The organism is Ruegeria meonggei, from assembly GCF_042768335.1.
In the GTDB taxonomy this organism is placed as follows: domain Bacteria; phylum Pseudomonadota; class Alphaproteobacteria; order Rhodobacterales; family Rhodobacteraceae; genus Ruegeria; species Ruegeria meonggei.
Map to the genome: position 1 here is coordinate 3199843 of NZ_JAXHBT010000001.1, position 18070 is coordinate 3217912.

The following is an 18070-nucleotide window of genomic DNA, read 5'->3' on the forward strand; positions in this document are numbered from 1 at the left end:
AAGTGGTCAGACGAAATAGCCCACATTGTTGATCAGGATGATCCGCAGCGCATAGACGCCGATCAAAACCACCAGAGGCGTCAGATCCAGCCCGCCCATGTTGGGCAGAACCCGCCGGATCGGGCCGTAGATCGGTTCCAGAATGCGGTTCAGACCGTACCAGATTTGCGCGACCAGTTGTTGATGCAGGTTGAGCACCTGAAAGTTGATCAGCCAACTCATGATCACATGGGCCAGAATGATGAACCAGACAATGTCCAGGATCAGCAGCAGAATTTGGATCAGCGACAGCATGGGGCCTCCGGATTTCACATTTGCTGAGACCTAAGCACCCCTGCGGTAAAGAGCAAGCCCGCACCAACAGAACGCTTGCGAATTGGCCCAAAGCCTCGTCATATGAAAGCAACAATAAACAGAGGCAGTGATGGCAAAGATTTCCAAGCGCAGGCGCATCTGGGGCTGGTGGTTTTTCGACTGGGCCAGTCAGCCCTATCATTCGCTTTTGGTCACTTTTGTCTTTGGGCCCTACTTCGCCGGGGTTGCCGCCGGGTATTATGCCAATACTGGTCTGGACGCGCAGGCGGCGGCCGCGCAGGCACAGACTGTCTGGGCGAATTGCCTGACCATCACCGGGTTGATCATCGCCTTTGGCGCGCCCTTGCTGGGGGCGATGGCGGATGTGTCGGGGCGGCGTATCCCGTGGATATTTGCCTTTTCAGTGATGTATGCCGTGGGCTCGGCGGCGCTGTGGTACACGTTGCCCGATGGGTCAAACATGTGGCTGATGTTGTCGGCCTTTGGTCTGGGTTTTGTGGGTGCGGAATACGCGTTGATCTTCATCAACTCGCAACTGCCCGAGCTGGGTGATGATGACGAAGTAGGCGAGATTTCGGGTTCAGGCTTTGCTTTTGGGTACTTTGGCGGCCTGATCTCGTTGGCGATTATGCTGGCGCTGTTTGTCGAACAGCCCAATGGCAAGACGCTGATCGGGATGGATCCGATATTCGGCCTGGACGCCGCTATGCGAGAGGGCACCCGCTTTGTTGGGCCGTTCACGGCCGGATGGTTCATCCTGTTCATGGTGCCCTATTTTCTGTGGGTTCGCGATGATCCGGATACGAACAAACAGGGCAGTTTGCGCGCGGCGTTGGGTCTGTTGGCCAAATCGGTGTCGGACCTGCGCCACCGGATCAGCCTGGCAAGCTATCTGGGGTCCTCCATGTTCTACCGCGATGCGCTGAACGGGCTGTACAGTTTCGGCGGCGTCTATGCAGCGCTGGTGTTGGAATGGGACTTGATCAAGATCGGTGTGTTCGGGATTGTCAGCGTTCTGGCGTCGGCCATCTTTGCGTGGATCGGGGGTAAGCTGGATCGCAAACACGGCCCTAAACCGGTCATTCTGGTGGCGATCTGGGTGCTGATCTTTGTCTGTGTGACCGTTGTGTCGATGGACCGGACGCAAGTTTACGGGATCGCCCTGCCGGATGGGTCCGGTCTGCCGGATCTGGTGTTTTTCGGGTGCGGTGTTCTGATTGGCGGTATGGGCGGCATCCTACAATCCGCCAGCCGATCGCTGATGGTGCGCCATACCGACCCCAAGGCCCCGGTCGAAAGCTTTGGTCTTTATGGCCTGTCGGGTCGTGCCACCGCTTTTGCTGCGCCACTGTTGATCGGTATTGCCACAGCCGTGACCGGCAGTGCACGTCTGGGGGTGTCACCGATCATTCTGTTGTTTATTGTGGGATTAATCCTGATGCGCTGGGTGAAACCGGAAGGGGATCAGAGCAGATGATTTTACTACGTTTTTTGGCCGTTTTGGCCGCGATCGCATGGGCAGGCACGGCTACGGCGCAACCGCTGGCCAAGCAATTGTTCGGGGCGCAAAAGCAGAACTCACAACAAAAGCCGGCCGCCTTCGGCAGTTATTCGCGCGGATGTGCGGCCGGGTCGGTGCAACTGCCCGAAACCGGACCGACATGGCAGGCCATGCGCCTGTCGCGCAATCGCAACTGGGGCCACCCCGAGGCGATTGACTATGTGCAGGACCTCAGCCGGTTTGCGTCGAAACAACCGGGATGGAATGGTCTATATATTGGAGATATCAGCCAGCCGCGCGGTGGGCCGATGACCTCAGGCCATCGCAGTCACCAGTTGGGGCTGGATATCGATATCTGGATGCTGCCCGGGGACAACATGAGGCTCAGCCGCAAAGCGCGCGAGAATATCTCGTCCATTTCCCTGCGTCGGGCCAATGGAGCCTTTATCAACGGCAATTGGACCAAACAGCACCACGCGGTGCTGCGTGAGGCCGCCAAGGACAAGCGTGTCGCGCGGATATTCGTGTTTCCCGGCGCCAAGGTGCAAATGTGTAACGAAGAAAAGGGAAACCGGGCCTACCTACGCAAAATCCGACCCTGGTGGGGGCATCACTATCACTTCCATGTTCGGCTGAAATGCCCCAGAGGATCGCGCGGCTGCGTCAATCAGGACCCGCCGCCCAAGGGGGACGGATGCGCCGATGCGCAACAGTGGGTAAACAACATCCTTAACCCGCCGCCGCCCGATCCAAACGCACCTGCGCCCAAGAAACGTCGTGAGTATCGGATGGCAGATTTGCCTCAGCAATGCGCCCAGGTCCTGCAGTCCAACTGATCGCAGCGCTGGTTCTGGCGGGGGCGGTCTGGGCGGTTGAGGTCAGGACGGCCACCCAGCTGAACAGCTTTGCCTGGCGCGGCACAGCGGATTGGTTTGGCGGGTTCTCGGCGGTTCAAATCTATGACGACGGTCGCCGCATGGTCGCGCTGAGCGACCGCGCGGTCCTTGTCCATGCCAGGATTGACCGGGACGGGGACCTGATCACCGGAATTCAAACCACCGGGCATTGGCCGGTTCTGTCCAGCACTGGGCAAAAAATGCCGGGCTATGTAGGCGATTCCGAGGGTATCGCTATGGCGCCAAATGGTGGGTTCTATGTGTCCTTCGAAGGAGTTCATCGCGTGGCCTATTACGCCTCACCCGGTGCAAAAGCGCGGGTGCTGCCCCGACCTGCAGCGTTCCGCGGGCTTGAGGGCAACGGCGCCTTCGAAGCGCTGGCGATTGATGGTCGCGGTCGGCTTTACGCGATGCCTGAACAAAACCGCACCGCGCAGGGTGACATCCCGGTCTATCGTTGGGATGGCCAGATATGGGCGACGCCATTTGTTCTGCCTCAACGGGGCAGATTCCTGCCCGTGGCCGCGGATTTCGGCCCCGATGGTCGGTTTTATGTACTGGAACGGGCTTTGTCGCTGATTGGGTTCCGATCACGCCTGCGTCGTTGGCAGATCGCTGACGATGGACCGGGTGCCGAGGAGATCCTGTTCGAAACCGGCACTGGCACACATGACAACCTCGAAGGTCTGTCCGTGTGGCGCGATACACAGGGGAGGTTGCGCGGAACAATGATTTCGGATGACAACTTTCTGGCCCTGCAGCGCACTGAACTGGTGGAATATCTGCTGCCCGATTGACAGGGCCAAAGCAAAGGTCTAAACGCACGGCTTGCCTTGGGACGGTCCCTTGGCCAAGTCGCCGCTACCTTGTCAAAACGGGCATCAAAATATGCAACGCGCTTTCATTCCCGGCATTCTTGCCATGGCCGCCATTGTTGTGGCCTCGAACATTCTGGTCCAATTCCTGATCCTTGACGGGCTGCTTACCTGGGGTGCCTTCACCTATCCTTTGGCCTTTCTGGTCACTGACATCATGAACCGCATCTATGGCGTGGCCACCGCTCGCAAGGTTGTGTTTGCCGGGTTTGTTACCGGTATCATCTGCTCGCTGATCGGCAGCCAGATCATGCTGCAGGGGGACGGGTTCACTTATGCCGCTGTTCCGCTGCGGATCGCCGTGGCCTCGGGAACCGCTTTTCTGATCGCGCAACTGACCGACGTCACCGTGTTCAACGCCATGCGCGGAGGCCGCTGGTGGCGCGCGCCGCTGGTCTCAACCCTGGTTGGGTCCGCACTGGACACAGCGCTGTTCTTCACCATCGCCTTTTCCGCCTCGATTGCGATTTTCGGCGCCAATGCCGACGATGCGATCAGCTGGGCGTGGGAGCCTGTGCCGTTCATGCTGTCCGGCCCGATGGCACCGCTCTGGGTGACGCTGGCCTTTGCCGATTGGTTGGTGAAACTGTCACTGGCGCTGGTGGCGCTGATCCCCTTCAAGATGATCGTTGCCCGCCTGACTGCACAGCCGGCATAAAAAACGCTTTGAGAATGGCACAACTTGTGGCACGCTTCTTTTCAACCGCAACAGATAGAAAAGGAGGTGATCCAGTGTCAAGAAAGAGATTGGAGAGAGGTGTCGGAACAACCGGGGGGATCGCCCGTTAGGGCAGCCCTTGGCGGAGCGCTCGCTCCGGCTGGTCGATTGATCTAACCGACCCCACCTCCTGAACTTTCGAAGGGCCGTCCCGCCGGGGCGGCCCTTTTTGTTTCTGCACGCCGCCTGTAAGGTCGCCAACATGTTGCGCATCAACGACGATATCACCCTGCAAGACTGGGAACTGACCGAGAGCTTTGTCCGTTCGTCCGGTCCCGGCGGGCAGAACGTCAACAAGGTTTCAACCGCGGTTGAGCTGCGGTTCGAGGCCGCGCGCTCGCCCTCGCTGCCTGATCCGATCAAGGCGCGTCTGAAACGGCTGGCCGGGCGGCGCTGGACCAAAGAGGGCGCGATCATCATCCAGTGCGAGGAAACCCGATCACAGGCCCGTAACCGCGAGATCGCTCGCGCCCGTCTGGCCGAGCTGATTGCCCGCGCGCTGATCAAACCCAAACGCCGGATCGCCACCAAGCCCACCTATGGGTCTGTCAAGCGGCGGTTGGCGTCGAAAAAGGCGCGGTCAAACGTCAAGGCATTACGGGGCCAGGTGTCCGAAGATTGATCTGGTAGTTTCGCGCCGCCTTGCTACTCTGCCACGCAAAGAGGATCTAAGGGGTAAGGCCATGCGGCTTGATGGAAAAACCGCGATTGTGACGGGCGGCGCATCTGGATTTGGCGCAGGTATTGCACGGAAATTCCTGACCGAAGGCGCGCGTGTCATGATTGCCGATATCAATGGCGATGCGGCCCGCGATATGGCGACCACTCTGGGCCCGCAGGCCATCGCGCATCAAGTCGATGTGGCGGATGCTGCATCGGTGCAGGCGATGGCAGAGGCCGTCAGCGATCAGTTTGGTTCGCTCGATATTCTGGTCAACAATGCAGGCGTCACCCATCTGCCGACCCCTTTGGAAGAAGTCAGCGAGGATGACTTCGACCGGGTGTTCAGCGTGAACATGAAATCCGTCTACCTGACCGCTCGTTCGTTTGTCCCGCAGATGAAAGGCCGTGGCACCGGAGCGATCCTGAACGTCGCCTCAACCGCAGGTCTGTCGCCGCGCCCGAACCTGAACTGGTACAACGCCTCCAAGGGTTGGATGATCACGGCAACCAAGACAATGGCCGTGGAACTCGCGTCTTCCGGCGTGCGTGTCAACGCGATCTGCCCGGTGGCAGGGGAAACGCCGTTGCTGAAATCCTTCATGGGTGAAGACACGCCCGAGGTTCGCGCCAAATTCCTGTCAACCATCCCGCTGGGCCGCTTCTCAACCCCCGAAGACATGGCCAACGCCGCCTGCTTTCTGTGCTCGGACGAGGCCAGCATGATCACCGGCACAGCGCTGGAGGTCGACGGTGGCCGCTGCATCTGATCCGCTCTTCATCTGGCTGAAAATATCCCCGCCGGAGGCAGCGCGCCCGCGCGCTTTTTCACACCAACACCCGAGACCGCAATGACCCCCGGACCCAGAAACCTGATCACCGATGTCCCCGGCCTGCGTGTCGGCAACGCACAGGACGTTGCGCTGAAATCCGGCACTACGGTCCTGACCGCCGAACACCCCTTTGTGGCGTCCGTTCACGTCATGGGCGGCGCACCCGGCACGCGGGAAACTGATCTGCTGGCCGCTGATAAAATGGTGACACAAGTTGATGCCATTACGTTGTCCGGCGGGTCCGCCTTTGGACTGGACGCCTGTTCTGGCGTCTCGGATGGGCTACGCGCGCAAGGGCGCGGCTTTAAGGTCGGCTCCGTCAGGGTGCCGATCGTTCCGGGTGCGATCCTGTTTGATCTGCTCAATGGCGGTAGTAAGGACTGGGCCGATAATCCCTATCGCGCTTTGGGGCGAACAGCGTTGGAAACCGCGGCCGTGGAGTTTGCTCTGGGCACCGCTGGTGCGGGCACGGGCGCTCTGGCGGCGATGCACAAAGGCGGGCTGGGGTCGGCTTCGCTGGTGCTGGAATCTGGTGCGGCGGTCGGGGCTCTGGTCGCGGCCAATCCGCTGGGCAGTGTCACCACACCCGGCGACCGCCACTTTTGGGCGGCGCCGTTCGAGGTCGGGGGGGAATTCGGTGGGCTGGGGCCGGACCCCACCGCTGGTTTGGGTCTGCCCACCGCCAGCCGCAAGGCTCAGGCGATGCGTCCCGCCGCACCGGACAAGACCAACACCACCATCGCCATTGTCGCCACTGACGCAAACTTGACCAAACCGCAATGTCAGCGGCTGGCCGTGGCCGCGCATGACGGTATTGCCCGCGCTATCCTGCCTGCACACACGCCAGGGGATGGCGATCTGGTTTTTGGCGTCAGCACGGGCGCGCGGCCATTGCAGGCAGAGGCCGAGCTGGCGATGGTGGGTCACGCCGCTGCGCTGTGCCTTTCCCGGGCGATTGCGCGGGCCGTGTATCTTGCCACACCGGCGCCTGGGGATCTGTTACCATGTTGGCCCGAAGTATATGACATAAGTTAAGGACGACCCCTAGGCCGGGGTGACACAGTGTCCTCGCGCGGCAATCTGCGCGTTGACTCTTTCTTGCGCCAAGGTTCCATTTGGTGCAGCCAATATGTATCGGAGCAAAACCTATGAATCGCATCCTCGCTACCGCAATTTTGGGCCTGATGGCCATGCCTGCTTACGCCGAAGGTGATGCAGAAGCCGGGAAGAAGACCTTTAACAAATGCAAGTCCTGCCACATGATTGCTGATCCCGAAGGCGAAGTGATTGTCAAAGGTGGTAAGACCGGCCCGAATTTGTACGGCATCGATGGCCGCACCGCCGGCACCTTGGAAGGGTTCAAATACGGCGACAGCATCGTTGCAGCCGGCGAAAATGGTCTAGTTTGGGACGAGGCGACCTTTGTTGAATACGCAGTTGATCCCAAGGCGTTCCTGAAGGACTACCTCGGTGAGACTTCAGCCAAGTCCAAGATGACCTTCAAGCTGAAAAAAGGTGGTGAAGACGTCTACGCTTATATCGTCAGCGTCTCTGGCGAATAACGCCTGATCCCAGCTGTCCAGAAAGACCACGAAAGGCCGCAGCCCCTGCGGCCTTTCGTGCGATTGAAAAACGGACGGATCAACGCCACTTTGGATCTGCGCGGCTCAGACCAGTTTTCGCGCGTCTTGCCAAGCCAAGCCGATCAGGCCGCAGCTATAAAACACCCGGCCATGCAGGCGGATCGGCAGCAGGAGATGACAGATGGGAATCATGATCCCAGCCTGGGTTGATGGTGAATTGACCCCCGTAGAAAAGCTGGAAGCGCATGAAAAAGGCCTCAAGCACAAGGCAGTGTCCGTCTTTGTTGTGCGCGGCACCGAGATTTTGCTGCAACGTCGGGCCATGGGCAAATACCACACGCCGGGCCTGTGGGCGAACACCTGCTGTACCCATCCCGACTGGGGTGAGACGCCATCGGAATGCGCAGTGCGTCGTCTGCATGAAGAACTGGGGATCACCGGTCTTTATCCCGAGTATCGTCACCGGCTGGAGTACCACGCCGATGTCGGCAACAACATGATCGAACATGAAGTGGTGGATGTGTTTCTGGCCCATGTTCGTGGCCCGCTCAAGATCGAGCCTAACCCGGACGAGGTCATGGATATCCGCTGGATCGATTACCACGATCTTCTGGCCGAAGTGCAGCGCCATCCGGCGCGGTTTACACCCTGGCTCAAGATTTATCTGCACAATCACGCCGACACGATTTTTGGCCCCGATTTGATCATCTCGGCCACGTCCTGACGGCTTCGGCTTGCAAGGGCGGCCTAAGCCGCCTAAATCAACGCGTCATGGCCAAGCAAAAGACAGACCCGAATTACAAAGTCATCGCCGAAAACCGGCGCGCGCGCTTCGATTACGCAATCGAAGACGATCTCGAATGCGGCATCATGCTGGAAGGGTCCGAGGTCAAATCCCTGCGTGTGGGAGGCACGAACATCGCTGAAAGCTATGCCTCGGTCGATGACGGAGAGCTGTGGCTGGTCAACAGCTATATCGCCCCTTACGAACAAGCCAAGTCGTTCAAACACGAAGAGCGCCGCCGCCGCAAGCTGCTGGTGTCGCGCAAAGAGCTGTCGAATCTGTGGAATGCGACCCAGCGCAAGGGCATGACGCTGGTGCCGCTGGTTATGTATTTCAACCACAAAGGCCTGGCCAAGATCAAAATCGGCATCGCCAAGGGTAAGAAAAACCACGACAAACGCGAAACCCAGGCCAAGCGCGACTGGTCACGTCAGAAACAGCGGCTGATGAAGGATCACAACTGACCCTGCGCCCGCTCTAGAACGCCATCGCTGCGGACACCGCACGTTGCCAGCGGGTATAGGCGGCGTCGCGCTCGTCGGCTGACAAGACAGGTTCAAACCGCTGATCCAGCGCCCAGGTCTCAGAGAATCCCTGCTGGTCCGGGTAGACACCGGCCCGCATCCCCGCAAGCCAGGCGGCCCCCAGCGCGGTGGTCTCCTGCATCATCGGACGATCCACCGGCGCGCCCAAAAGATCGGCCAATCCCTGCATAGCCCAGTCCGAGGCGCTCATCCCACCATCGACCCGCAGGATCACCTCGGCGTTGTCGTCCCAGTCGCCCTGCATGGCGTGCCATAGATCACGGGTCTGGAAGGCGATGCTTTCCAGTGTTGCGTTGGCAATCTCTGCCCGGCCGGAATTGCGCGTCAGACCAAAGATTGCCCCGCGGCATTCAGGGTTCCAATAAGGCGCTCCAAGCCCGGTAAAGGCGGGCACCATCACTACATGTTGGTTCGGGTCCGCTTTTTCGGCCAGTTCGCCGCTTTCGGCAGCGTTTTCGATGATCTGCAGCGCGTCGCGCAGCCATTGAACCGCCGCACCCGCGATAAAAATTGACCCCTCCAGCGCATAAGTCCGCTGACCGTCCAGCTGATAGGCAATCGTTGTCAGCAGGCGGTTTTTCGACTCAACCGGTTTGTCGCCAGTGTTCAGCAGCGCAAAACACCCCGTACCATAGGTCGACTTCATCATGCCGGCGTGGAAACAGGCCTGTCCGATCGTGGCGGCCTGCTGATCGCCCGCGACGCCCAAAATCGGGATATCCCCTCCCAAAAGGGTTGTGGTGCCGAAATCCGAGGCGCAGTCATGTACCGTAGGCAGCATGCTCATCGGCACGTCCAGCAGGTCGCAAATTTCGGCGCTCCAATCCCCTTTGTGAATGTCGAACAGCAGCGTGCGCGCAGCGTTTGTGGCGTCGGTGGCGTGGCTGCGCCCTTCGGTCAGGCGCCAGATCAGAAAGCTGTCGATGGTGCCGAACATCAACTCTCCGGCGTCGGCGCGGTCGCGGGCACCGGGCACATTGTCCAGCAGCCATTTAACCTTGGTGCCTGAGAAATACGGGTCCAGCAACAACCCGGTCTGATGGGTCACGTCATCTTCGCATCCGGCCTGCTTGTAGCGCGCGCAGATATCGGCGGTTCGGCGGTCCTGCCAGACGATGGCGTTGTGGATGGGGGCACCGGTGGCGCGGTCCCAGATGACGGTGGTTTCGCGCTGATTGGTGATGCCTATACCGGCGATCTGGTCAGGGGTGGCGCCGGTTGTCTCCATGGCTTCGCGGCAGACGCGCAGAACACTGTCCCATATTTCCTCAGCGTCGTGTTCGACCCAGCCTTCCTGCGGGAAATGTTGGGTAAATTCATGCTGCGCGGTGCCCGCGCGCTGCATGTTCGCGTCGAACAGAATGGCCCGTGAAGATGTGGTGCCCTGATCAATGGCAAGAATATAGGTCATCCCTCGTGCCCCTCCCGTTTGGCTTTGCGGGACTTTAGCGCAAACAGTGACGCAGGTGCCAGAGCGTTCAGACAGGAATATTGTCGATCAGGCGCACGCCATCAGCCCAGGCTGCCGCAAACAGTCGCGCGGGACGGGTGGCGTAGGTCAACGGGTCCAGCGTTTCGGCGCAGCGCAGTTGGATATACTCCACCTGTGCAAATCCTGCGGCCAGCAACTGCGTTTCCGCCTGCGTGGCCAGCGGACCAAAGGTATCGCCGTTCTTCAGCGCCTGGGCCAGTTTTTGCATGATCCTATGCTTGTGCGCGGCGACCTCCAGCCCTTCGGGTGACAGGCGCAGATTGCGTGATGACATCGCAAGGCCCGAAGCTTCGCGCATGGTCGGGCAGCCGACCACCTGGACCGGGATGTCCAGATCCCGTGCCATCCGGCGCACGACCATCAACTGCTGATAGTCTTTTTCCCCGAAATAGGCTCTGTCTGCCTGAGTTTGCAGAAACAGCTTCGCAACCACCGTGGCGACACCGTCGAAATGGCCGGGGCGAAATTCGCCCTCCATCACATTGGTCAGGCCTGCAACCGATACCGTCGTGGCAAAACCCTGCGGATAGATTTCTTCGGGATCAGGTACATAAATCGCGTCGACACCAAAGGGCAGTAGCTTTTGCGCGTCTTCGTGTTCGGTCCGGGGGTAATTGGCCAGATCTTCGGGGTTGTTGAACTGTTTGGGGTTCACAAAAATGGTCACGATCACCCGGTCACAATCCACCTTTGCGGCTTCGACCAGTGATAGGTGACCCTGATGCAGCGCGCCCATGGTGGGAACCACGCCGATAGCCTCGCCTTGGCTGCGCCATTGCGTCGTCAGCGTGCGCAGATCGCTTAACCGGCGCAAGATTGGCGCAGTCATGTTTTGGGACCCTTGACCGGGGCCTGATCGGCGAACACATGTTCGGATGCGGGAAAGCTGCGCGCGCGCACTTCAGCGGCGTATTCGGCAATGGCGGCTTCGGCCTGTTGGCCAAGCTCGGCATAGCGTTTAACGAATTTCGGTTTGAACGCGGTAAAAAAGCCGACCATGTCATCCACCACCAGAATCTGCCCGTCACACCCGGCTGATGCGCCTATACCGATGGTGGGGATCGCGATCTCGGCGGTGATCCGGTCGGCCAGACCTTGGGGAACCTTCTCTAATACGACGGCAAATGCGCCGGCTGCCGTCACCGCATGGGCGTCGGCCAGAACCGTCTGACCCTGATCGTCGCGGCCCTGAACCTTATAGCCGCCCAGCGTATTGATCGATTGCGGCGTCAGGCCAATATGCGCCATCACCGGGATGCCGCGCTGGACCAGAAAGCGAATGGTGTCGGCCATTTCGACACCACCTTCCAGCTTGACCGCCCCGGCCCCGGTTTCCGCCATCAGGCGGGCGGCGTTGCGGAAGGCGTCAGCGGGCGAATGCTCGTAACTGGCAAAGGGCATGTCGACGATCATCATCGCGTTGTCCAGCCCGCGCGCAACAGCCTGTCCGTGCAGGATCATCATCTCCATCGTCACCCCTAGGGTCGAGGTCAGCCCGTGCAGCACCATGCCGACACTGTCGCCCACCAGAACGAAATCGCAGTGATCATCCATCAGCCGCGCCATTGGCGTGGTATAGGCGGTCAGGCTGACCAAGGGTTCGCCGCCTTTGCGGGCACGGATATCCTGGGCATTCGGGGCCGTTTTGCGGGCTGTGGCGCTCATGATCGCTCCTCCGGGGTTCATGTTGCAGCGCGGCATAACAGATCGGACCGGGCCATAGAAACCCCGGTTGCGCGAACATTTCCTTGATTGACCCAAGGTTTAAAGGGACATTACCGAAAGAACGGCCCCTGAAAACACGGGGCCACAAATATTCAGTGGGGAGAGATTTTTATGACAAAGCAGACATTTCGGTCCTTTGCGTCGGTTCTTGCAGTCGGCTCCAGCCTGTTTGCCACGCAAGCTCTGGCCAAATCCGACATCACCATCGCGATGCAGCTGGAACCACCGCATCTGGATCCGACCAGCGCCGCGGCGCAGGCCATCGATTCGGTGGTGTATACCAATATATTCGAAGGTCTGACCCGGTTCATGGGTGACGGATCAGTGGTGCCCGGCCTGGCTGAAAGCTGGGAGATCACGGATGATGGTACCGTTTATACCTTCAAGCTGCGCGATGGCGTGACCTTTCATGACGGCAGCGCGATGGATGCCAAGGACGTCAAATTCAGCCTTGACCGGGCGATGGCTGAGGACAGCGCCAATGCGCAAAAGGCGCTGTTCAACTCGGTTGCCAGCGTCGAGGTTGTTGACCCCCTTACCGTCAAGGTCACCCTGTCCGAGCCCAACGGCAATTTTCTGTTCAACATGGCCTGGGGCGACGCAGTGATAGTTGCGTCGGAGAGCATTGAGGGTATCAAGACCAACCCGGTGGGCACCGGTGCCTTTACCTTTGGCGATTGGGTGCAGGGCGACAGCATCACGCTGAACCGCAACCCTGATTATTGGGGTGATCAACCGGTGCTGGAAACCGCCACGTTCAAATTTATCTCGGACCCTACGGCCGCGTTTGCGGCGATGATGGCCGAGGATGTGGACGTGTTCGACAATTTTCCCGCGCCCGAAAACCTACCGCAGTTCGAGGCCGATCCGCGGTTTCAGGTCTTGGTGGGGTCAACCGAAGGTGAGACGATCCTGTCCACCAACAACAAGCAGCCGCCGTTTGATGACATCAAAGTGCGTCAGGCCGTGGCCCATGCCATCGACCGTCAGGCGATCATAGACGGCGCGATGTTTGGATACGGCACGCCAATCGGCACCCATTTCGCGCCGCATAACCCGGCCTATGTCGATCTGACCGGAAATTCAGCATATGACCCCAAAAAAGCCGCCGAACTGTTGGCGGACGCGGGCTATGCAGAAGGGTTCGAAACCACCCTGCATCTGCCACCTCCATCTTATGCCCGTCGCGGGGGTGAGATCATCGCCGCGCAACTGGCCGAGGTCGGCATCAAAGCCGAGATCATTAATGTGGAATGGGCACAGTGGCTGGAATCAGTGTTCAAAGGCAAGGATTTTGGCCTGACCATCGTCAGCCATACCGAACCGATGGATATCGGCATCTATGCGCGGCCCGACTACTACTTCCAGTATGACAGCACTGATTTCCAGGCGCTGATGGAGACGTTGAACACAACCACTGATCCCAAAGAGCGCACCAAGCAGATGGGTGAGGCGCAGCGCCTGATCGCAAACGACTATGTCAACGGCTATCTATTCCAGCTGGCCAAGCTGGGCGTTGCCAAAGCGGGCGTGCAGGGCCTGTGGGAAAACGCACCCACAGCTGCAATTGATCTGACACAGATCAGCTGGTCCGAGTGACCTGATCCGGGGCCATAATCGACCCCGGATTTCCCGTTCCCAAGTGAGCCTGACGATGAACTTTGTCCGTTTTTTGTGCTTTGTTTTTACTGCCTGCCTTTTTGCGCTGGGCGGCAAGGCGCAGGCACAAAACGCGCTGGATGGCGGGCTTGCAGCGCTGGTTGGCACGCCGGAAAACCCGTTGAAGGTGGGGATCGGCATCCAGATAGATCAGGTCACCAGCGTGGATCAAAAGTCCGAGAATTATGGCGCCGTCGTTGTTCTGCGCGTTGAATGGACTGATCCGGCGCTGGCCTTTGACCGCGATGCTGTCGGACGCGAGTATCAGGTTTTCAACCCGAGGACGCTGGCCGAACATGCCTCGGATGTCGGGGCGGTCGTCCCGGCGTTTGTCATCCACAACCAGCAATCCAATAAATGGATACACGAATCTGCGGCCTCGCTGCACTATGACGGTCATGTGGTATATGTCGAGAAATCCTCGCTGACATTGCAGGCCCCACATTTCGATTTCCGCAAATACCCGTTTGACACGCAAGAGTTTTTCTTCGAGGTCGTCTCGATCTTTCCGTCGGAATATGTGTCCTACTATCCGCTGGAAGATCATTCCGGCCTGGGCAATTTGCTGGGCGAGGAGGAGTGGGTGATGGGCAACCCACAGGTTCTGCATTCGACAGTCGTCGGCTTGTCCGGCCGGGAAAGTGATCAGGTTGCGCTGGCGTTCGAAGGGCACCGCCACCTGACCTATTACGTGATCCGGGTGTTCCTACCGATGCTGGTGCTGATTTCGGTGGGCTGGGCGCTGTTTTTCCTTGACGAATACCGTCGCCGGATTGAGATCGCCGGCGGCAATCTGTTGGTCTTCGTGGCCTTTAACTGGGCCATCTCAGCCGATCTGCCCAAGCTGGGTTATCTGACCTTTCTGGATTTCGTGCTACAATGTATGTTCCTGATGACCGGGGCGTTGATCGTGTTCAACGTCGCTTTGCGAAAAATGAAAGTGTCCGGTCACGAAGGCAGGGCTAGAATGCTGGACAATTACGCGATCAAATGGATTTATCCACTGGGCTATGCGGCGATCGTCGGTTACGCGGTTTTTGCCTATCTGTTGGTGCCTTAGGTGCTGGACCCGCGCGATATGTAATCCTAACGTAGATTCGATGCTGCGCTATACCCTCAAACGTCTGATTTCGCTGATGATCAGCTTGGCCGTGGCCTCGGTGGTCATTTTCGCGGTGATCGAGGTAGCACCCGGCGATCCGGCCTCGTTCATGCTTGGGGTGAACGCGCAGGAAGACACGTTAGCAGCCCTGCGAGCTGAGCTAGGGTTGGATGTCTCGAAAGTGCAGAGGTATTTCAACTGGGTCGGCGGCATGCTGGTCGGGGAGTTCGGCACTTCCTACACCTATCGCACACCGGTGGCGCAGATGATTGCAGACCGCTTGTGGGTGTCCCTGCCGCTGGCGCTTTATGCGCTGGCGCTGTCGACCCTGATTGCGTTCCCCGCCGGGATTTATGCCGCCGCCCGCCGGGGCAAGGCCGGGGATCTGACCGTGATGGGCGCGACACAGCTGGGCATCGCGGTGCCCAATTTCTGGTTCGCGATAATGCTGGTGCTGATCTTTGCCATCAATCTGCGTTGGTTCAACGCGGGCGGGTTCGCAGGATGGGACAACGGTTTTTGGACCGGGTTGCGTTCGCTGACCCTGCCGGCCATCGCACTGGCGCTGCCGCAGGCGGCGATTCTGGCGCGGGTCATGAGATCCTCGCTGCTGGACATTCTGGGCGAAGATTTTTTGCGTACCGCCCGCGCCAAAGGCCTGTCCCGTCGTCAAGCGTTGTGGCGGCACGGGGTACGCAATGCACTGATCCCCGTGCTGACCATCATCGGGTTGCAGTTTTCCTTTCTGTTGGCCGGATCGATCATAATCGAACAGGTGTTCTACCTGCCCGGCCTCGGGCGGCTGGTGTTTCAGGCCATCTCGGCCCGCGATCTGATCGTGGTGGAATCGGTGGTCATGCTGCTGGTCTTTGCGGTGATCACGGTGAACTTTCTGGTCGATCTGGCCTATGCCGCCGTCGACCCAAGGCTGAGGGGTCGGACATGAACCGCAACCTGATCCTTGGCGCGACGCTGTCGTCGTTGGTTGTGCTGGCGGCGCTGATGTCCTTTGTCTGGACGCCCTATGAGCATGCGGCGCTGAACATCCCGGCCAAGCTGCAGCCGCCCAACGCGCAGCACTGGTTCGGTACGGATCATTTTGGGCGGGACATGTTCTCGATGATCATGGTGGGCGCGCGGACTTCCATTGCAGTGGCGCTGGTGGCGGTGGGGATCGGCGTTGGCTTTGGCGTGCCGTTGGGCCTGACGGCGGCGGCGCGCAAGGGGTCATGGCTGGATGAGCTGATTATGCGCGGCAACGATCTGGTCTTTGCTTTCCCCTCGCTGGTCATCGCCATCCTGATCACCGCCGTCTTTGGTGCCGGCGCGATCAACGCGATCATCGCCATCGGCATCTTCAACATCCCCGTCTTTGCTCGTATCACCCGTGGCGCCGCACTGTCGCTGTGGGAGCGCGAGTTCATCCTCGCCGCGCGGGTCTCAGGCAAAGGTGCGGCCCGGATTTCTGCCGAGCATATCCTGCCCAACGTCGCCAACCTGTTGATCGTGCAGGGCACCATCCAGTTCAGCCTTGGCATTCTTGCCGAGGCGGGCCTGTCTTATGTTGGCCTTGGCGCGCAGCCCCCCACGCCCAGTTGGGGCCGAATGCTGGCGGATGCGCAGACAATGGTCAGTTTTGCCCCGCATTTGGCTCTGATTCCGGGATTTGCAATCATCGTGACGGTGCTGGGGCTGAACCTGCTGGGTGACGGGTTGCGTGACTGGCTTGACCCAAGAATCAGGGTGGCGCGGGCATGAGTTTATTGCAGATCGAAAACCTCTCAATGGCGATCCATGGGGCGGACATTCTGAAACAGGTCAGCATGACTATCGACCCCGGCCAGATCGTGGCGGTCACCGGCGAAAGCGGCTCGGGCAAGTCGATGACGGCGCTGGCTGTCATGCAGTTGCTGCCAATCGGGGCCAGTGTTGACGGCGCGATCCGGTTTAAAGGGCAAGACCTCCTGACCCTATCTGAGGCAGCGCTGTGCGCCTTGCGCGGGGCCGCGGTCGGTATGGTGTTTCAAGAACCGATGACCGCGCTCAACCCGGTGAAAACCATCGGCGATCAGGTGACCGAAACGATCCTGATTCACAAGGCTATGCCCCGCCTGCAGGCCACCGAACGCGCACAAGAGGTTCTGACCCGCGTGGGCTTGCCGCCCGACCGGTTCCCCTTGTCACGCTATCCGCACGAGTTGTCCGGTGGCCAGCGCCAGCGCGTCGTTATTGCCATGGCAATCGCCCTGCGCCCCAAGCTTTTGATCGCGGATGAACCGACAACGGCGCTGGACGTGACCACGCAGGCGCAGATCCTCGACCTGCTTAAAGGGCTGGTGCGTGAATATGATATGGGCCTGCTGATGATCACCCATGATCTGGCGGTGGTGGCGGATATGGCGGACCGGATTGTCGTCATGCGCCATGGCGAAGTGGTCGAAGCCGGGGAAACGGACCATCTGCTGCGCAACATGCAGCACCCCTATACCCGTATGCTGTTTGCCGCCTCGGGCCATCAGGTGAGCTTGCCCGAGGCCCAGGACAAGCAGCCCTTGCTTGAGGTTCAAGAGGTGGCGCGTGACTATCGCCTGCCCCGGAAACACCTGTTCGGGGCCCCGGGGCATCACCGTGCCGTGGATCAGGTCAGCTTTACCTTGAACAAGGGCGAACGTCTGGGGCTGGTCGGCGAATCCGGATGCGGTAAATCGACCCTAACACGGGCGATTTTGGGGTTGGAAGAGGTGCAAAGCGGCCAGATTCGCCTGGACGGGCAGCCGGTTTTTGCCGGCCACAGGCCCAATCTGGCGGTGCGCCGTAAGATGCAGGTGGTGTTTCAGGACCCTTATGGCAGCTTCAATCCCCGCCACCGCGTATCGCGTCTGATCACCGAACCCTTCCATCTGCTCCAATCCCAGCCCATTGGCTCAGAAAAGCAGGATCGCATTGCCGAGATGCTGACCGCCGTGGGTCTCAGCCCCGATGATGCAGGCAAGTACATCCATGAGTTTTCGGGTGGCCAACGACAACGGATCGCCATCGCCCGAGCCCTGATCATCCGCCCCGAGTTGATCCTGTTCGATGAGGCGGTCTCAGCCCTTGATGTCTCGGTCCGGGCGCAGATTCTGGATCTGCTGGTCGAGCTTTGCGCCGCCTACGACCTGACCTATCTGTTCATCAGCCATGACCTGAGTGTTGTGCGCACGATCACCGACCGGGTGCTGGTGATGCAGGCAGGACAAATCGTTGAGCAGGGCGAAACCGAACAGGTCTTTGCCAGCCCCCAACACGCTTACACTCGCACCCTGATCGAAGCCGCGCCGACCCTGCCGGATATCGGTCAATACGTGGCATAATCCCAAGAGTTAGAGACGAAATGGAGCCT

19 protein-coding genes are annotated in these 18070 nt (G+C 59.6%); 15 read left to right on the forward strand and 4 right to left on the reverse strand.

What is annotated here, in order from left to right; translation table 11 throughout:
• Nucleotides 1–6: 6 nt before the first annotated feature.
• The gene (locus SJY13_RS15770; protein WP_085822628.1) at nucleotides 7–294 is read right to left on the reverse strand and encodes a YggT family protein; all 288 of its coding nucleotides are present in this window, start codon (nucleotides 292–294) and stop codon (nucleotides 7–9) included.
• Nucleotides 295–424: 130 nt separating this feature from the next.
• On the opposite strand from SJY13_RS15770, the gene SJY13_RS15775 reads away from it, so the two are divergent.
• From SJY13_RS15775 to smpB, 10 genes are all read left to right on the forward strand, one after another.
• Nucleotides 425–1792: an MFS transporter gene (locus tag SJY13_RS15775; protein ID WP_377192153.1), complete on the forward strand. Its 1368-nt coding sequence runs from the start codon at nucleotides 425–427 to the stop codon at nucleotides 1790–1792.
• Nucleotides 1789–2652 (forward strand): penicillin-insensitive murein endopeptidase, encoded by an 864-nt coding sequence (gene mepA, locus SJY13_RS15780; RefSeq protein WP_085822630.1) that lies wholly within the window; start codon nucleotides 1789–1791, stop codon nucleotides 2650–2652. Before SJY13_RS15775 ends, mepA begins: the two co-directional genes overlap by 4 nt.
• Nucleotides 2625–3509 (forward strand): esterase-like activity of phytase family protein, encoded by an 885-nt coding sequence (locus SJY13_RS15785; RefSeq protein ID WP_377192155.1) that lies wholly within the window; start codon nucleotides 2625–2627, stop codon nucleotides 3507–3509. Before mepA ends, SJY13_RS15785 begins: the two co-directional genes overlap by 28 nt.
• A gap of 91 nt (nucleotides 3510–3600) precedes the next feature.
• Nucleotides 3601–4245, forward strand: a complete 645-nt coding sequence (locus SJY13_RS15790; protein WP_377192157.1) for a queuosine precursor transporter — start codon at nucleotides 3601–3603, stop codon at nucleotides 4243–4245.
• Between the two features lie 262 nt (nucleotides 4246–4507).
• Nucleotides 4508–4927 (forward strand): alternative ribosome rescue aminoacyl-tRNA hydrolase ArfB, encoded by a 420-nt coding sequence (gene arfB, locus SJY13_RS15795; protein WP_377192159.1) that lies wholly within the window; start codon nucleotides 4508–4510, stop codon nucleotides 4925–4927.
• 61 nt (nucleotides 4928–4988) lie between these two features.
• On the forward strand, nucleotides 4989–5735 hold the full coding sequence (locus SJY13_RS15800) for an SDR family oxidoreductase (protein WP_377192161.1): 747 nt from the start codon (nucleotides 4989–4991) through the stop codon (nucleotides 5733–5735).
• Nucleotides 5736–5816: 81 nt separating this feature from the next.
• The gene (locus SJY13_RS15805; protein ID WP_377192163.1) at nucleotides 5817–6833 is read left to right on the forward strand and encodes a P1 family peptidase; all 1017 of its coding nucleotides are present in this window, start codon (nucleotides 5817–5819) and stop codon (nucleotides 6831–6833) included.
• Nucleotides 6834–6946: 113 nt separating this feature from the next.
• Complete coding sequence (locus tag SJY13_RS15810; RefSeq protein WP_085822635.1) at nucleotides 6947–7360, forward strand: c-type cytochrome; 414 nt, start codon at nucleotides 6947–6949, stop codon at nucleotides 7358–7360.
• A gap of 202 nt (nucleotides 7361–7562) precedes the next feature.
• Nucleotides 7563–8105 carry an isopentenyl-diphosphate Delta-isomerase gene (gene idi / locus SJY13_RS15815; RefSeq protein ID WP_085822636.1) on the forward strand — a complete coding sequence of 181 codons (543 nt, stop codon included), beginning with the start codon at nucleotides 7563–7565 and terminating at the stop codon, nucleotides 8103–8105.
• Between the two features lie 47 nt (nucleotides 8106–8152).
• Nucleotides 8153–8629 carry an SsrA-binding protein SmpB gene (gene smpB, locus SJY13_RS15820; protein WP_085822637.1) on the forward strand — a complete coding sequence of 159 codons (477 nt, stop codon included), beginning with the start codon at nucleotides 8153–8155 and terminating at the stop codon, nucleotides 8627–8629.
• Between the two features lie 13 nt (nucleotides 8630–8642).
• Here smpB and glpK read toward each other — a convergent pair whose 3' ends face one another.
• The 3 genes from glpK to panB form a co-directional block, all read right to left on the reverse strand.
• Entirely contained in the window at nucleotides 8643–10121 is a 1479-nt protein-coding gene (gene glpK / locus SJY13_RS15825; RefSeq protein ID WP_377192166.1) for a glycerol kinase GlpK, read from the reverse strand.
• Nucleotides 10122–10188: 67 nt separating this feature from the next.
• Nucleotides 10189–11031: a pantoate--beta-alanine ligase gene (gene panC / locus SJY13_RS15830; RefSeq protein ID WP_377192168.1), complete on the reverse strand. Its 843-nt coding sequence runs from the start codon at nucleotides 11029–11031 to the stop codon at nucleotides 10189–10191.
• Nucleotides 11028–11867 carry a 3-methyl-2-oxobutanoate hydroxymethyltransferase gene (panB, locus tag SJY13_RS15835; RefSeq protein WP_377192170.1) on the reverse strand — a complete coding sequence of 280 codons (840 nt, stop codon included), beginning with the start codon at nucleotides 11865–11867 and terminating at the stop codon, nucleotides 11028–11030. Before panB ends, panC begins: the two co-directional genes overlap by 4 nt.
• 171 nt (nucleotides 11868–12038) lie before the next feature.
• Here panB and SJY13_RS15840 point away from each other — a divergent pair, with 171 nt between their 5' ends.
• The 5 genes from SJY13_RS15840 to SJY13_RS15860 are packed head-to-tail and all read left to right on the forward strand — an operon-like array spanning nucleotide 12039 to nucleotide 18041.
• Nucleotides 12039–13526 carry an ABC transporter substrate-binding protein gene (locus SJY13_RS15840; protein WP_377192172.1) on the forward strand — a complete coding sequence of 496 codons (1488 nt, stop codon included), beginning with the start codon at nucleotides 12039–12041 and terminating at the stop codon, nucleotides 13524–13526.
• A 55-nt stretch (nucleotides 13527–13581) separates the two neighbouring features.
• The gene (locus tag SJY13_RS15845; RefSeq protein ID WP_377192174.1) at nucleotides 13582–14646 is read left to right on the forward strand and encodes a hypothetical protein; all 1065 of its coding nucleotides are present in this window, start codon (nucleotides 13582–13584) and stop codon (nucleotides 14644–14646) included.
• 40 nt (nucleotides 14647–14686) lie between these two features.
• A complete protein-coding gene (locus tag SJY13_RS15850; protein ID WP_377192176.1) occupies nucleotides 14687–15634 on the forward strand; it encodes an ABC transporter permease in 948 nt (315 codons plus the stop codon).
• Entirely contained in the window at nucleotides 15631–16446 is an 816-nt protein-coding gene (locus SJY13_RS15855; RefSeq protein WP_377192178.1) for an ABC transporter permease, read from the forward strand. Before SJY13_RS15850 ends, SJY13_RS15855 begins: the two co-directional genes overlap by 4 nt.
• On the forward strand, nucleotides 16443–18041 hold the full coding sequence (locus tag SJY13_RS15860) for an ABC transporter ATP-binding protein (protein ID WP_377192180.1): 1599 nt from the start codon (nucleotides 16443–16445) through the stop codon (nucleotides 18039–18041). The genes SJY13_RS15855 and SJY13_RS15860 overlap by 4 nt, the downstream gene beginning before the upstream one ends.
• Nucleotides 18042–18070: the final 29 nt, after the last annotated feature.

What these genes read in the sequence shown, in the direction of transcription:
- SJY13_RS15850 (WP_377192176.1), top strand. Translation starts at nt 14,687, where the DNA reads ATGCTGCGCTATACCCTCAAACGTCTGATTTCGCTGATGATCAGCTTG.
- SJY13_RS15805 (WP_377192163.1), top strand. Translation starts at nt 5,817, where the DNA reads ATGACCCCCGGACCCAGAAACCTGATCACCGATGTCCCCGGCCTGCGT.
- arfB (WP_377192159.1), top strand. Translation starts at nt 4,508, where the DNA reads ATGTTGCGCATCAACGACGATATCACCCTGCAAGACTGGGAACTGACC.
- SJY13_RS15845 (WP_377192174.1), top strand. Translation starts at nt 13,582, where the DNA reads ATGAACTTTGTCCGTTTTTTGTGCTTTGTTTTTACTGCCTGCCTTTTT.
- panB (WP_377192170.1), bottom strand. Translation starts at nt 11,867, where the DNA reads ATGAGCGCCACAGCCCGCAAAACGGCCCCGAATGCCCAGGATATCCGT.
- panC (WP_377192168.1), bottom strand. Translation starts at nt 11,031, where the DNA reads ATGACTGCGCCAATCTTGCGCCGGTTAAGCGATCTGCGCACGCTGACG.
- smpB (WP_085822637.1), top strand. Translation starts at nt 8,153, where the DNA reads ATGGCCAAGCAAAAGACAGACCCGAATTACAAAGTCATCGCCGAAAAC.
- SJY13_RS15855 (WP_377192178.1), top strand. Translation starts at nt 15,631, where the DNA reads ATGAACCGCAACCTGATCCTTGGCGCGACGCTGTCGTCGTTGGTTGTG.
- mepA (WP_085822630.1), top strand. Translation starts at nt 1,789, where the DNA reads ATGATTTTACTACGTTTTTTGGCCGTTTTGGCCGCGATCGCATGGGCA.
- SJY13_RS15790 (WP_377192157.1), top strand. Translation starts at nt 3,601, where the DNA reads ATGCAACGCGCTTTCATTCCCGGCATTCTTGCCATGGCCGCCATTGTT.
- SJY13_RS15840 (WP_377192172.1), top strand. Translation starts at nt 12,039, where the DNA reads ATGACAAAGCAGACATTTCGGTCCTTTGCGTCGGTTCTTGCAGTCGGC.
- SJY13_RS15785 (WP_377192155.1), top strand. Translation starts at nt 2,625, where the DNA reads ATGCGCCCAGGTCCTGCAGTCCAACTGATCGCAGCGCTGGTTCTGGCG.
- glpK (WP_377192166.1), bottom strand. Translation starts at nt 10,121, where the DNA reads ATGACCTATATTCTTGCCATTGATCAGGGCACCACATCTTCACGGGCC.
- SJY13_RS15800 (WP_377192161.1), top strand. Translation starts at nt 4,989, where the DNA reads ATGCGGCTTGATGGAAAAACCGCGATTGTGACGGGCGGCGCATCTGGA.
- SJY13_RS15770 (WP_085822628.1), bottom strand. Translation starts at nt 294, where the DNA reads ATGCTGTCGCTGATCCAAATTCTGCTGCTGATCCTGGACATTGTCTGG.
- SJY13_RS15860 (WP_377192180.1), top strand. Translation starts at nt 16,443, where the DNA reads ATGAGTTTATTGCAGATCGAAAACCTCTCAATGGCGATCCATGGGGCG.
- idi (WP_085822636.1), top strand. Translation starts at nt 7,563, where the DNA reads ATGGGAATCATGATCCCAGCCTGGGTTGATGGTGAATTGACCCCCGTA.
- SJY13_RS15775 (WP_377192153.1), top strand. Translation starts at nt 425, where the DNA reads ATGGCAAAGATTTCCAAGCGCAGGCGCATCTGGGGCTGGTGGTTTTTC.
- SJY13_RS15810 (WP_085822635.1), top strand. Translation starts at nt 6,947, where the DNA reads ATGAATCGCATCCTCGCTACCGCAATTTTGGGCCTGATGGCCATGCCT.